12 protein-coding genes are annotated in these 15,340 nt (G+C 44.3%); all 12 read right to left on the minus strand.

The window, feature by feature from the left end; translation table 11 throughout:
• Positions 1–44 precede the first annotated feature (44 nt).
• Positions 45–872, minus strand: a complete 828-nt coding sequence (locus JOC95_RS01360) for a carbohydrate ABC transporter permease (protein WP_204412707.1) — start codon at positions 870–872, stop codon at positions 45–47.
• Positions 872–1,825, minus strand: a complete 954-nt coding sequence (locus tag JOC95_RS01365) for a carbohydrate ABC transporter permease (protein ID WP_204412708.1) — start codon at positions 1,823–1,825, stop codon at positions 872–874. The genes JOC95_RS01360 and JOC95_RS01365 overlap by 1 nt, the downstream gene beginning before the upstream one ends.
• 522 nt (positions 1,826–2,347) lie before the next feature.
• A complete protein-coding gene (locus JOC95_RS01370; RefSeq protein ID WP_204412709.1) occupies positions 2,348–7,198 on the minus strand; it encodes an Ig-like domain-containing protein in 4,851 nt (1,616 codons plus the stop codon).
• Between the two features lie 13 nt (positions 7,199–7,211).
• Entirely contained in the window at positions 7,212–7,661 is a 450-nt protein-coding gene (locus tag JOC95_RS01375; protein ID WP_204412711.1) for a hypothetical protein, read from the minus strand.
• Positions 7,662–7,675: 14 nt separating this feature from the next.
• Complete coding sequence (locus JOC95_RS01380; protein WP_204412713.1) at positions 7,676–9,616, minus strand: serine/threonine-protein kinase; 1,941 nt, start codon at positions 9,614–9,616, stop codon at positions 7,676–7,678.
• Between the two features lie 18 nt (positions 9,617–9,634).
• The gene (locus JOC95_RS01385; protein WP_204412715.1) at positions 9,635–10,405 is read right to left on the minus strand and encodes a PP2C family protein-serine/threonine phosphatase; all 771 of its coding nucleotides are present in this window, start codon (positions 10,403–10,405) and stop codon (positions 9,635–9,637) included.
• 173 nt (positions 10,406–10,578) lie between these two features.
• On the minus strand, positions 10,579–11,847 hold the full coding sequence (locus tag JOC95_RS01390) for an FHA domain-containing protein (protein ID WP_204412717.1): 1,269 nt from the start codon (positions 11,845–11,847) through the stop codon (positions 10,579–10,581).
• A gap of 90 nt (positions 11,848–11,937) precedes the next feature.
• A complete protein-coding gene (locus tag JOC95_RS01395; RefSeq protein WP_204412719.1) occupies positions 11,938–12,240 on the minus strand; it encodes a pore-forming ESAT-6 family protein in 303 nt (100 codons plus the stop codon).
• A 35-nt stretch (positions 12,241–12,275) separates the two neighbouring features.
• The gene (locus JOC95_RS01400; RefSeq protein WP_204412721.1) at positions 12,276–12,578 is read right to left on the minus strand and encodes a WXG100 family type VII secretion target; all 303 of its coding nucleotides are present in this window, start codon (positions 12,576–12,578) and stop codon (positions 12,276–12,278) included.
• A gap of 357 nt (positions 12,579–12,935) precedes the next feature.
• Positions 12,936–13,127: a hypothetical protein gene (locus JOC95_RS01405; RefSeq protein WP_204412722.1), complete on the minus strand. Its 192-nt coding sequence runs from the start codon at positions 13,125–13,127 to the stop codon at positions 12,936–12,938.
• A 17-nt stretch (positions 13,128–13,144) separates the two neighbouring features.
• A complete protein-coding gene (locus tag JOC95_RS01410; protein WP_204412723.1) occupies positions 13,145–14,578 on the minus strand; it encodes an Mbeg1-like protein in 1,434 nt (477 codons plus the stop codon).
• Between the two features lie 4 nt (positions 14,579–14,582).
• Complete coding sequence (locus JOC95_RS01415) at positions 14,583–15,296, minus strand: hypothetical protein (protein ID WP_204412724.1); 714 nt, start codon at positions 15,294–15,296, stop codon at positions 14,583–14,585.
• Between the last annotated feature and the right edge of the window lie 44 nt (positions 15,297–15,340).

Genomic DNA, 15,340 nt, shown 5'->3' on the forward strand with positions numbered 1-15,340 from the left:
ATTTTTATATAAATCTAGGAATCTGTAAAGTCAGACTCCTGGATTTACTTAACAGATCCAGCGGCAATCCCCTTGATGATATGCCTTTGTAGAAATAGGAAGAAAATAATGATCGGTGCGATACCGAGTACAAGCGCCGCCAACCCCATATCCCATTGCTTCGTGTATTGCGCGAAGAATGTGGAGGTTGCGAGTGGAATGGTACGCAGATCCGCGTCCTGCAGCACAAGCAATGGAAGCAGGTAATCATTCCAGATCCATAGTGTGTTCAGGATGATGACTGTCACAGTAATCGGCTTCAGCAGTGGAAATACGATTCTCCAGAACACGCCGAACTGGCTGCAGCCATCGATCCTTGCCGCCTCCTCGATCTCAAGCGGCACTGTTTTGACAAAGCCGTGATAGAGAAAAAGGGAAAGTGGTACACCAAAACCAAAGTACATCATGATGATCCCCGGCAGGCTGTTGATCATGCCAAGCGACCCGCCAAGCTTCATGAGTGGAATCATGACCGTCTGAAATGGGATGACCATGGCAGATACAATCACGACGAACAATATCTTACTGAACCTACCCGGCGTCCGGACCATTTTCCAGGCCGCCATCGAACTGAGCACCACAATCCCGATATTACTGAACACAGTGATGATAAGGGAGTTCCAGAATGCCTTTGGAAACTTGATGATTTCCCACACCTTCGCATAGTTCGAGAATAGGATCTCCTGCGGCAGTGCAGCGGCATCTATCAGGATTTCACTGAAACTCTTTACCGAATTGATCAAGACAAAGTAGAAAGGAATGAGGAAAATGAGACCGAGCGTGATACCGATGATTTCCAAAAGGAACGTCCTCTTCGTATACTTCTGATCCATTATGCCTCCACCTCCCTTTTCTTCGTGGCCATTACCTGTACTGTCGTAAAGATGGCGACGACGACAAAGAAGATAATGGACTTTGCTGTACCCAGACCGTATCGGTTATATTGGAATGCCTCCTGATAGATGTTGATGGCGACGGACTGTGTCGAGTTGAATGGACCGCCCCCTGTCAAGGAAAGATTCAAATCGAATATTTTGAATGCCATAGAAATCGTCAGGAAAAAGCAAATCGTAAACGCAGGTAAAATTAATGGAATGATGATTTTTGTAACCAAGGTAAAGTTGGAAGCGCCATCAATCCTTGCCGCTTCAAGCAAGCTATTGTCCACTCCCTGTAATGCCGCCACATAGATGACCATCATATAGCCGCTTATCTGCCAGGCGAACACGATGACAATGCCCCAGAATGCCGTCTTTTCATCCCCGAGCCATGGAAGCTGGAAAAAAGGGATGCCTGTCATTGCCCCGACAGACGCGAAGCCTTTGACAAAAATGAACTGCCAGATAAATCCGAGCAACAAGCCCCCGATTACATTCGGGAGGAAAAAGACCGTTCTTAATATATTGCGTGTTTTCAGTGCTGCATTAAGTAAAAGTGCGAAACCAAATCCGATAAGATTGCTGATGATCACAGCTGCAAACATGAATTTGGTTGTGAACATGAATGAGTTGAAGAATGCATCATCGTTCGTGAAGATCTTTTTATAGTTTGCAAGCCCGACCCATTCCACGACCGAACTTACGCCATTCCAGGAAGTAAAAGAATAATAGACCCCCATCAGGAACGGGATGATCTGGACGACAAGGAAGAATATCAATGCCGGTCCGACAAAGGCAGCGTAGGTTAATATATTTTTCCACTTCACTTTCCGCCTTGGCACTCCTTCTACTATTCTCGTCTTCGTTCTAGGATTTTGCGACGTCGCCGGATTCACGTTCGTCTCCATCCTTCACCACCCCCCGTATGTGTAACCGCTTTCTTTTATTATATGCGGACACCCTCTCCATTTTGGGGTACCTAAATTGACTGGTTAGGTGCACAATATTGACTGAATTTTTTGTAGAATAGGTGGTTCATCTTCTTTTTACATCAGAGTGAATTTCATGTTATCCTTGAAAACCTTTTTTAAAAGTTAATCTCTATATTTTTTTTCAATCCTTTGAGCCACAAGGGGTTGAATTTTTCTTAATCAAACGTTTGTTTAAAAATTTCTATACTGATAAAAGGAATCCATAGCTTAATGGGTTTTTTTACTCCAATTTTGGCAGTTTGGACATGATTTCTTACAAAACCTTTTTTAAAAGTTAATTTCAAAAATTTTTTTCAATCCCTTGACGCTCAAGGAGTTTCTACTTTTTTAATCAAACGTTTGTTTTAAAAAAGCTATACTGGTATACTCAGCAATTTTCCCATAAAAATAGCCAATGAGAGCTAGGTAAAGCAAAGCTCTCATTGGCTGGTTCTTATTTTATTCTTCTATTCCGCTTGCACGCGGTGCGTCGATATTCTGCTTTCTGCGTCTGATCGCATAGGCGGCTGCACTTGCTGCACCCAATAGTCCAGCTGCAATTCCCCCGAAGAATAGTGGTTTGTTTTCATATACTTTTACTAGCACACTCTTGTCCGCTATTTCAAATGGCAGGACAAAGCGTTCTACGTTTCCTGCTTCATCCATCGCTTCCACGATGATTTCGTATGCTTTGATATCAGAGAAGGTGGAACGGATCACTTTGTTTCCGTCTATGTCCTCTACATCGCCCTCGAAAAGCTCCCCGTTGATCATGACGGAAAGGATCTTATCGTTTGGATTTTCAAGCTGCAGGCTTACTGTCACAGGGTCATAATAGATTCCTTTTTCTTTTACTCCATCCACAAGCACTTTTGGTGGAGTTTTATCAATCATGAATTCCACACTGAGCTGCTTGATATTGCCGGCTTTGTCCTTGATTTCAAAATATAGCACATGCTTGCCCTCTTCTGTAATCGGATCCCCGATTTCATATGGATTTCCGTTCAGGGTCAAGGCAATGATGTCATATGGACTTAAGCTGTCGATCAGGAATTCAGGGATAACATCCTCCGTGAAGTATTTATCCGAGATTGGATCCTGGAATGAGATCGATGGTGCAGTTTTGTCGATGGTGAAGTGGATCGTCCGCTTTGACACATTATTGGCCAAATCGGTTGCAACCACTTCAAGCACATAGTCCCTCTCTTCTGTCAGTGCAGTGCCGCTAGTGAACGGCTTGCCATCCAGCCTGATATAGCTTTTGGAGTCATCCAAGTGGATATCGGCATATTTGATGACCGGTACCATGTTTTCGTTGAAGAAGCCCTCGATGATTCCTGTGATTTCAAGCAACGGCCTTGTTGTATCCAAAGTAAAACCTATTTCAAGTACTGTTTCATTTCCAGCCTTATCCCTTGCAACCACACGATAATTGTATTTCATATCCTTGGATGCGATCGGGGCCCGGTTGCTTGCGATGGTCTGATTATTCAGCGTCATGGAAACGATGCTGTCTGCCGCCACATCAAGCGCAAACTCCGGTGTAAAGATGGAATTGATGAATTCCCCATTTTTAAGCGTTCTTCCATCACCCTTCACTTTAGGCGTAATGACCGGCGCAGTTTTATCAATGGTGAATGCAAGTTCCTTGCTAAAGCTGTTACCGGCTTTATCTGTTGCGTTCACCTGAATGCGGTAGTCGCCTTCCTGACTGAAGGTGTGTGCGAGTGTTGCGGTATTGCCATTCACGGCAAAACCTCCAATCGAATACCCTCTGCCGTTTTTCGTAACAGAAATTTTGTTGATGTCCAGATTCAAGTCGTTGATGGCAACCTGGATTCTCTTGTCGACATTATAGTGTGCATCATTATCTGCACCTTCGATATTAATCACAGGGTTGACCTTGTCGACTGTGAAAGTGAGCTTTTGCGTCACAGGTCCGTTTCCTGCTTTATCGGTGGCAGAAACGGAAATCGTGTACAGACCATCCTGACTGAAATTATGGCTCAGCTTTGAAAGCTTGCCGGTATTCTTCCAAGTACCCATGTTATATCCGCGGCCATCTTTCGTTACAATCAAATCTACGTCATTGGTGCTGTAGTTCAATTCGTCGATGGATAGGGTAACTGTCTTGTTTTCTGGGTTGAAGCTATTGTCTGCTGCACCATCAATCTTCACGACAGGACGGGTTTTATCGACAATAAAGGATATGTCCTCGTGTACGGTTTTGTTTTTTGCCTTATCTGTCGCAGAGAAGGAGATCTTGTATTTCCCTTCCTCTTTGAAAATATGATTGAGAGTTGCCACTCCGCCTAATGTTTTGAAACTGCCGGCGTTGTAGGCATTTCCATTTTTCGTGATGACGAGATTAGTAGTGGAAAGGTCAAGGTTTGTATCCACGAGCTTCACTTCCACAGGCATGTCCCTGTTGTAGTCCTCTCCATCCTCGACACCCTTTACACTAAGGACTGGCGCTGTCTTATCGATGGTGAAGGCTTTAACTTCAGCATCCGCTTCGTTTCCTGCAGCATCCTTGGCATTAAGCGTGATGACGTAGTCCCCGTCCTCATTGAATTCGTGCATCAATTTGGATGTCACATCTTCACTGACCCATGCACCCATATAGTACGGAGTTCCGTTTTTAGTCACTTCCATTTTCACTTTATTGTTATAGTAATGGAACTCTTTCACACTCAACGTTACTTTCTGGTTGGATGAATAGTATTCCTTATCGGAAACCCCGGAAATGCCAAGTACCGGCTTGATGTTATCCACCGTAAACTGATGAACGAGATCTTCGGCCCGGTTGCCAGCTTTATCGATAGCGGTCACCTTGATGGAATAAAACCCATCCTCTGTAAAGGTGTACGAAAGGCCGGATGTTTTCTCATTGACTTCGAGAGTGCCGATATCATAAGGCTCTGTTTTACCATCCGCTCTTGTAATTGTCGCTTCCACGTTCACCTCGCTGTCTTCAATATGCAGGTCATTCGCTTTGATTGTCAGCTTTTTCCCGCCTTTTACAAAGGCATCCATGTCTATTCCTTCAACGTTGAGCACCGGTGCTGTACGGTCGATTACAAAAGTGAGGGTCTTTTGTGCTTCTTCGTTCTCCAAGGTATCCTTGGAACGAATGGTGATCTCATAGATTCCTTCTTCTTCGAAATATTGCTCGTAGATAGCTTCCCTCTTTCCTTTAACCTTGGAAGGCTCTATCTTTCTTGGAGTGGAATCTTTATTGCTCTTAACGGTCACTTCTGTATTTTCAAGATCAAGTGTCACATCATACAATGTGATGGTAACCGCTTTGTCTGTCGGATAGTGGCCATTGTTTTCCACACCGTCAATGGTGATAGTCGGGGCACTCTGGTCCACAGTAAACTCGACAGGTGCGTGCTCTGTCATATTTCCCGCTTTATCTGTTGATTCGAGGTGAAGAACATAGTCTCCATCTTCCTTGAATTCTACATCCTGCAGGCTTGCTTCCGTTTCACTTGTTTTGTTCAACTTTTTCGGAAGCTCATAGATCTCTCCGTCCTTGTAGACAGTCAATATTGTAGTGTCCAGACTCAAGTTCTGGTCGGTTACGTTGAAATTCACGTTTTGCGTCTTTTTATATTTCTTTTTATTTTCTACACCTGTGATGCTTACGACCGGCTTTACTTTATCGATGACAACATTCTTCGTTACTGTTTCCGGCTCATTAAAATGGTCTGCTGCAGTAATTTTGATTTCATAGCTGCCATCCTCTGTAAAGGAATGCTTGGCTTCGGCATAATAGGAGAGGAAAAAACCCTTCTCGAATTTCTTTATTATGGGTTCGCCACCATCCTTGATGATTTCCAGCTTAGATTTTTCAAGATCAATGGTGTAATCACCTACCCGGAACGTAACATCCAGGGATTCATTGTAATATTTTTTGTCTTCACTCAAACCAATATAGGAAATATTAGGCTTAGAGGTATCCACTGTAAAGGAGAACTCGTCATGGGTTTTTATATTCCCGGCAAGGTCCACCGCTGTAAAGGTGACCGCATATTGGCCATCCTCAAAAAACTCATGTGTATGGGAGGCACCATCCTCTACTTTACGAAGTTGCTGCCCAGTCACCCATTCCTCTCCATCCTTTGTAATGTTTATGAAGGATTTGGATAAATCAATGTTCGAATCCTCAGCGAGAAACTCCACTTCTTTTTCCGTTTCATAACGGCCGGCGTTTTCCACCCCTGAGATGGAAAGAGTTGGTGCAGTCTTATCGACTGTAAAAGTGATTGTAGGCAGGGTATACTTTTCTCCACTCTTATGCTTTTCGGTTACAGTCACTTGAATAGTATAAGTACCCTCTGTCAGGTCATTCAGTGTTCCAATTGCTTCCCTGTTTTTCATCTCGGGGATCACCGTGAATTCCTCATCCGTCCCCTCTTTTTTAACTAGCATCGTTGCAGTTTCGAGGGGAATACCATTGGTTGCTTTAATAGAGATGCCGGCAAGATTATAAACACCACCGTCTCTCATTTCGTTCCCATTATCATCCGAAACGGTTAATGCCGCTCCTTTATTGTTGATGGAGAAAGAAATACTTTCTTCTTTTATATTTCCTGCGTAGTCTGTTGCCTGGATGGTCACTTGATATTCGCCATCCTTATCAAAGGAAACCAATCCGATTTTATCATGCCAAGAGATTTCCGCATCCTTCGCCTCTTCATTAATGGTATAGGTGACCTTTGTTTTATCCTTGGCAAAGTTCTTTTCATCTACTTGAAATGCCACTTCCACTTTGTCCTTATAAAGTGCCCCATCCTCCACACCTGAAATGCTGATAGCAGGTGAAGTGGTATCTTTCTCGACACGGAAGGTTTTCGGTGCTCCGCTATCGAGACCCCAAGCGTTTCCTTCAGTGATTTGTGCAGTAAAGGCATAGTTGTTGTCATCAGCAACCGGCACCTTCACTTCAAAAATCCCTTGTTTAAGTCCTGCTCCATCCAAGACGTCCTTATAGGAAATACTAGATGGATCCACCCCTTCACTCACGATAGTGAAAGGACGCTCATCCTTATATTCCTCCTGAAAATGTTCACTCAAATCAACAGTGAATGTTACGTGATCCTTGTCTTTGGAGAACCAATAACGATTGAAGTCCTCTTTATGCGTCTGCCATGTTTCCCCGTTGAAGGTAATATCCATCTTCACGTCGATTGTGGAAAATACCTTCGCATTGAACGCGAGCACAGACACAAGAAGGACGGCAATCACCGGCAGCAAGAGGAACGACTTCTTATTCTTGTAAACAGTCAATATCGTACTTATCATTTTTATTTCCACCTCATAGTTTGGTAGTGGAATGGGTGACCACTACATCTAATTCTTTTCTAAAGTAAAACGCTGGCTCATCTGAGAGTAACGTTGTTTCGTCCATGCTTTCCCCAAGGATCGTCGTTTCGTCCTCCTGTTCAGCACTTGGGGACAGCAAGGTTGTTTCCTCTACATCGCTTAGGTCAAGCAGTGCGGTCGCTGCCACCTCGTCCTCCATCAGCTCGGTGACCTCGTCCCCCTCCATATCCTGCTTTTTCAACCGGATTTCATTGGTCGTCCGTGTTTTCTCTTCCGTGGACTGCGGGGAGGACTTCTTGGTGCCAAAAGGACTTTTACGTTTAATGCCCGTCAGGTCGATCAGGACGCGGCGGATGTTCATTTTTACATACACATAGATGGTGATAGTCAGGGTAAGGAGCGCTGCTGCCAGACCTCCGTAAAACATTATCTGGTATGTCATCGTCATTACTCCCCCTATAATAGATTGAGATTGCTCAATCTTCTTTCTAAACGTTGGAAACTGGATGCCTCTTTTGCCCCATCAAGTCCTGTAACGTGCTTGAAAAGGTCAAGGGCATCTTGATAATTTCTTTCTCCCTCATTCTTGCCCTGTTCGATATCGAGCAGAAGGTTGATCAGGCTCACATGTGTATCCACGCTTTTCGGGAACTCTTTAACGGTAAGCTGGAACTGTTCCTTTGCTTTCAGCGACTCGCCCATTTCCTGATAGATGGTCCCGATTTTCAGCATCGACTGTTCTTTCTGCTGCATGTCAAGCGCAATGATGTTGTGGTAGTGCTCGACGGCAAGCTGAAGGTCATCTTTAGCAGCATTCAGATCCTTCGAATTCACACCCCTGCTATGGTATGCCTGGGCCAGCTTCTGTTCGAAATCTACTTCGAATTTGTATAGAAGCTGTTCATTATCCAACTGGGTCAGGATATCACTGGCCTTTTGGACGATTTCGATTGTTCTTGTATTGGCATCCGCAATCTGGCCTTTATAGGAAATATAAATATTGGCAAGTGAAGAATAGTTATCTAGCTTTCGGCTGTCATTTGGCAATTTGTCATTATAAACTTCAAATTCCAGCAGGTTCTTTGCAAATTCCGTGTAATCGATGTTCAGATTGCCCATCGTGCTTGCAAGCGTCCGGTAGTACTTGGCATCAGGTATCTCTTCTGTATCCACCCGCTGGAAGAACCTAAGCGCTGAGACATAATTACTTTTTTCATCAAAATAGGTCATCCCCACCTTGAATAGGACGCGGTCATTTTCATGTACATCCCCGTATTCATCCTGGATATAGGTTTCGATCTTGGCAAGCCCGGCATCCGTCTCATCACGGCCGATGTACAAGTCAAGTAGATTGATATAGGCCTCCGATTTGGAGGGGTCCACGACAATCGCGCGCTCCAGCTGCTCGATCGCCTCGACATCCTCACCCTGGATCAGATATCTGCTTGATTCATTTACAAGTCTCATATAATCCTGATACTGCTCATTCTTCATCCCGCTATACCCGAAGGCCGAGACCGTTGTGAAAACAAGAAAAAGGGCAAAGGGAATCAGAAAAAGATAGAGCTGCTTCAACAGCATTTTTTTATAACCCTTTGTCAGTTTATTGATATTTTCAAGGTCGTAAAGAAGCTCCTCACAGCTTTGATAGCGCTCATTCGGCTCACTCTGGGTGCATTTCAGGATGATATGCTCAAGCCCCTCGGAAAGCGATGGGTCCCAATAGCGGATCGGCTTCATTTCAAAAGGCGGCTCCGTCAGGCTCTTGCCTGTTGCCAGATGGTACAGGGTAACCCCGAGGCTATAGATGTCCGTCCTGGCATCCGTCTGCTTGCCTGATATCTGTTCAGGTGCAGCATAGGCCTTTGTTCCAAGGTTGGTTGTATCCGTGGAATTTTCCGTCTTGTATTCCCGTGCGATCCCGAAGTCGATCAGCTTGATCTTCCCTTCAGGCGTCAGCATCACGTTATCCGGCTTCATGTCACGATAAATGATCGGATGCGGCTTCCTTGTATGCAGATAGCCGAGCACATTGGCCAGCTGCTTTGCCCAGTCGATCACTTCCTTTTGCGAAATGACTTTATCCCGCTTGAGGCGTTCCTTCAGCGACTCCCCCTCGATATAGTCCATGACAACATAGATGTCACCGGAGGATTCAATAATGTCATAGATTTTCGGAAGCGCCCCATGATCCAGCTTCTTCAGCATATTTGCTTCCACGATCAAGCTGTTGATCAGCAGTTCATTGTTGCTATGCTGGCGCTTGCGGATATCCTTGACGACAAGCGATTTATTTAAACGATTATCCATGGCAAGGTAGACGACACTCATCCCGCCCCGGCCAATTTCCTTTAAGATCTCATAGCGATCATCGATTATAGTCCCTATTTGCAGCAAGAGAATTCCCCCATAAACTTATGTAACCTGCGTAAAGATGACGGAGATGTTGTCCTTTTCTTTACGAGCCTTTACCTTCTCCACCAGATCCTTCACGGTGTCCTGCAGAGCATTTTCATTCGAGATGACCGCGGGCTTGAGGCTTGCGACAATCTCTCCGTCTGTCATCTCATGATAAAAACCATCAGAACAGAGCAGAAATCCGCTTCCTGATTCCACAGTCCCCGTTGAAACGACAGGCTTTAACTCCTTCGTTGCACCCACACATTGCAAAAGGACGTTCCTTCTCGGGTCGACCCTTGCTTGATCCTCAGTGATATTTCCTTTTTCAAGCTCCCTTTGCACCAATGTCTGGTCCTTCGTCAGCTGGGTCAAGGTGTCATCGTTCAGCATATAGGCCCTGCTGTCCCCGATCTGCACAAGGATATAGCTGGAATAGACCATTAACAGAGCGGTCAGCGTAGTACCGAGCTGTACGTTGGACCCTTCGCCATGATTCAAGATTTTTCGGTTTACTTCATTTATTACTTGCTCCAATCTGATGGAGAGCTCCGTCTCCTGCGTCTCACGTTCCAGGAGCCCGGGTAACTCGTGATCAAACCACTCTGACAGATGTTCTACTACAGTTGCACTTGCCAACTCACCTTGCGTCAGTCCGCCCATCCCGTCACAGATGACGAAAAATCCTACCTGTCCTCGCGGTGTCCTGGCTGATTTTAGCAGGAGCGCATCCTGATTTGTCTTCTTTTTGATTCCTTTATCGGTATGATAAGCAGTAAGAAATGCCATTGTTTTTCCTCCTCTCTATAAATCCGTGTTCAAAAAGGAGGATAAAAAGAGCAAAGAAGTTCGAGGAAGCGAAGTCTCGAGCACCGCAGCGTATATTATGAATACGCGAGGAGCGCAGAGGCAAGCTGACAAAGAAATTCGAAGCTATTTTTACCGGACTTTTTGAACATCCTCTAAAAGAGTTTAAATACAAACTCCTCATTCGCGAGCCTGATGCGGTCCTCGTGCCTGATTTTCACTTTTTCCTTTGGATCTAGCTTCCGGTCATTGACATAGCTGCCGTTTCTCGAATCATTGTCCTCGAGGAAGTACTGCCCGTTTTCGTGTAAAATGTGGGCATGCACACGGCCAACGACCTTGTTCTGACATGTATGATCTGTGCCCTTTGGATCTCTTCCTATTTTAAATACACTCTTAGTGATCGCGATTTTCGGATTGCCGACACCATTCAGAAGATATGGCGGGGAAGTGGAGTAGTTTTCCACTCCTAGCATCGTCGTACCTTCAAACTCTTCTTCTATGGAAGTTGCTGAAGAACCGAGTACAGTTGTCCCTTCCTCCTCCTGCTCCTCCTGGAAAAAATCTGCCCCGGCTTTTGGCAGCATCTTCAAGGCCGAGTCCCTTAAGGTGTTATTCTCCTTGATGTCCGTTGCCTGATCAAGATCTGTCCGGGTAATCCTCTTGTATTGCAGCTCTTCCTCGATCTCCAGCTTACTGCCGACCTTTTTGTCCGTTTTACGTGAGCTGTATTGGGAGGTATGCACACCATTTTCGACTGTGCTGGACGTTTTGACCTCCACCTGGCCCGGTCGATAATAGTTGGATGGCTTCTCTGTCACTTCCACTTTTTTACTGACGGCAAGGATAGTGGATGGTTTATATGCACCAAGCGCTTTCAGGTCTTCTATCATTTCCGGAAGTTCGGCATCCTTGAAATCAATCAGATAGTTATGTAGGCGAACAAAGAATGCCGGATCATCCGACTCATCATATGGAGCCGTATAGAGGAGCTCTCTGAGAAAGTCCTTCAGTGATACCTTTTCAAACGAATTATTTTTAATGGGGATATATAGGAAAAGTAATCTATTTGAAAAACTATCAATAAAGATCGATTGTTTATCGAAAAGGAAGTGCTGTAGATCCAGGCCAGATTCCTCCACTCCAAGCAAGGTTTCCAATAGGTTGGAGAAGCAGGCAATCAGCTTTTCCTTTGAAAGCTTTTGAGAGAGGAAATCTTCTAATGACATTTCCGTGTCCAATTCATAACGGATATAGTGCTGCTCTTTTTTTGAAAGGGCCGTAAGCGGAAGCAGTCCAGGTTGGCTTGTGTTTTTCAGCTTATCCAGTATGGTTTGATCCAGCTCCTCATGATTCGGGACCTCCAAATACAGAAAGCTTGATAGACCATAATTTTCGATATATAAATCAACATGTTTTATCATTTATCTCGTCTCCAGACTATTAATCTGACATTCTATTTTTGTATAACTCGGGCAATTAGCATGCACTAACTGCCCTAGCTGACTACTGAATTATCTGAACGCACTTGCGTTGTTGTTGATTTGAGTCTCTGCAGAGTTGTAGTTTGTTACGGTAGAATCCAAGAACTTGGAGTAAGCGTCCACTACTGTACGGTACTCTTCAAAACGTGGCGCCAAAGCATTGAAGTTGGTACGGATCGTGTTGGAAGCATCAGAGTTCCAAGTTTGAGATAAGCCGTTCATCTCTTTCTTGATCTCTTCCAGCTTCGCAGCCAATTGAGCGTTAAGTGTTCTGATTTGACCCGCTGTTTTGGAAACCTCACCAAGGGAAATTTTAATTCCATCCACTGACATTTCATTCACCTGCCCTTTATGATTTTCAAGATAGATTAGTTGCTAAGTCTTTTCGCTGCATTAACCACTTCGTTTTGTGTTTCACGATAAGTCTTTGCACTGATTTTAAGGAATTCAGAGTGTTGTCTCATCAAAGTGGACATCTTTTGGAAATCGTCCATGAAGCCTTTGATCTGTGTAACGAATGCTACATTATCAGTTCCCTGCCATGCAGCACCCATTCCGTCCACTTCACTGAAAAGTTGCTTGTAGATTCTTTCGTAATCGCCAGCCTGCTGGTCGATACGGGAAGCTGCTGTCTCTAATTTCGCTGGATCAACTTGGATAGAACGCGCCATTCTTTCTCACCTCCTTTAAATGAGCTCTTTTGGTATGATTGCTTGTCCTTTTGTGATGCGAGCGGCTCGGAAGCATGCTTCGCTACTGATAAAACAGTGGAATCGCCGTGTTCAATGCTGGAATCTTGCGTTTGTGGGTTCGTTATTGACCTTCATTTAACGTTTTTGCACAAAAAAACGGATTTGCGCTCAAAAATTGTTCCTTTTCGCTCAAAAATCAAAATTTACGCTCAAAAAAAGGCCACTTATGCACAAAAATTTTATTTTATGCACAATTACAGTTGCAGCAGCTAATGGTATGACTCATGACACTCACTGCACCGTTAAACCCACTCGGATCCTCCATCAATCGCCGCATTAGATCTTCCTCAGCTCATTGCTGATGTTCCGGTAATTCTGTGCCGTCTCCCTCAGGCTTGCTGAGCTGTAGTTGCTGCCGATCCCTTTGAATTCATGGTTGATGCCGTTTGAAATATCCTCTAGCTCCCTGGTGATGACACTGATTTCCTGGATGATGCTACTGATTTTACTCTTCACTTTCGGATCCATGGTTACCTACCTCCTGTTTAACGTAATGAATTGGCCTTGGACACGAGGTAGGATTCCTTCTTCTGCAAAAATTCCCTCGCCTGATTCAGATATGCGATGTTTTGATTGATGTTATTGTTCATGGCAGATAGGATATCCGCCTTGATCAGGTTATCCAATCCGAAGATGCCGACCTCTCCATAAAGGCTATGGATCAAGGAATTGACATGGTTGGTCCTGCTCTTGATGGACTGCAGTCTGGAAGAATAATAGACAAGGCGATGCAGATCGACCTTGATATAAGGTTCCTGCGGCAGGCTGGTGCCACCGAAGAAGCCGCTTACTCCACTGACCACCTTTCCGAAGAGATCTGATGCTTTTTTCCCTACGTCTTCAAAGAATCCTCGCACTTTGTTCTCCAGGCTCTTGGACATCGTCTCGATTTTGTTGATCAGACTGATTGTCTGCTCCTTGATGAAGTTCGCTGCATCCGTCAGCCCTTTGTCGATGGCTGCGATGATATATTTGGCACCATCACTGATGGCTGTCATGATCTGCTCTGCCTTCGAAGTGACAAACCCCTTGACTGCGGATTCGATATTTTCATAGAAAAGATGGAAATCTTGAATATCCGAGATAAAAGAGCCACCTGGCTTCACATTGACCAGGTTTCCATTCTCATCGAATGCGACACTCGTTTCTGCATGCGGGTAAAATGGATCTGTGTACTCTCCAGTCTTTTTATCAAGCGCTACCCTTAAGCTGACATAAGGGGCATACCCGAGCTGGGATACGATGTCTCCGTCATACACGATAAAGGAGAATGCTTCGGCATTTTTCAGGCCTTCCTTCTGCGTATCATTCAGCCCCCACCACCAGAGTGGGGCACCATTGATGACATAGCCCTTGATGTTATCATCTAGATTGTTGACATACACATAGGAAGCCAGATTTCCACCTTTGGAGTGACCAAGAACATTCTTTTCCCCATCATGAAGTGCTACATGATTCGCATAGAATTCGTTCGCTTCTCTTTGCTGCACCGTTTCCATTCCAAAAAAAGCCTGACCGTTTTCGGACCAATCCGTTTTCAGATTGTCGAGATCTCCCGGGTTCTCACTTCCACGGAACACAGCTGTGGCATTTCCGCTATCGTCCTTATAGGCATAACCGACAAAGCCCGAGTGGGATTCACCGTTTGTGTTATTGCCATCGTTTGGATTGTGGTTTTGGTAGCCTACGAGTTCCACCTTTGCTAGATTAGAATTTTCATAGGATTCACTCTCTATAAAGCTCCTTATATTTTCAAGCCTTGGATTACTTTCATTAATATCTATATTATTTTCAACCTCATAAAGAATCTCTTCAATGGTAAGCGGTATATCTTCAACTTCAAGGTGTGGCGGCAAATCTAAATATGAAAGCTGAAGCAGAATATTCTTTTCTTTTTCAGTGAGTTTGGAAAGAGGCATCGGCTTACTCTCCTAACACTTTATAATGGTTTACAACAGCATCCGGTCCAGTTAACAATAATTTTTTGTCCACTCGCGGATTTTGATTTTCAGGATTAACTCTTTCATCAATACTTAAATAGCCAAATAGCTTAGCATCAAGATTTGACCATGCGATATTATTTACATTCGCCGTACGGATATAATCTGAAATATCCTCCGATTTGTCTACAAACCCAACAGATACACCATATCTTTCCGCTCCAAGTTGGGACACTTCTTTATAGATGTTATATATTCCATCACTATATCTATCAACATCTGGTTCTCCATCGGTATGAATAGCCGCTACCACCATAACCCTTATATGTTCCTTGTTTTTTTCAACGAACTCGCTAAATGGCGTATCAATCATCGAAGCATCATAAGTGCCTGTCTTAGCATAGACAACTACCTTAAATGGACTTTCAGGCAATTCTTGTTTCATTACATTTTGTAAAGACACCTTCAGTTCTTCTCCCCATTTGGAGAGTACGTAACTGTCGTAGTATTTCCCTTCATCATCCCGATACTCTCCCGCTAGAAACACTAGTTCGTCATTTCCCTTAGGGTGAACAATTGCTTTATCCTTGCCATACATTTCTGAAAAAATGATACTTCCCTTTTTAACGTTTTCGATTTCAAACTCTTCATCATATGTACTCTCCACATGGGAAAGTATCTTATTCTCTGCGTCCATACAGCCCGTCACTCCAATCAATGAGATCATGAACAAAAACAGAA

The organism is Sutcliffiella tianshenii (assembly GCF_016908565.1).
Classification (GTDB): domain Bacteria; phylum Bacillota; class Bacilli; order Bacillales; family Bacillaceae_I; genus Sutcliffiella_A; species Sutcliffiella_A tianshenii.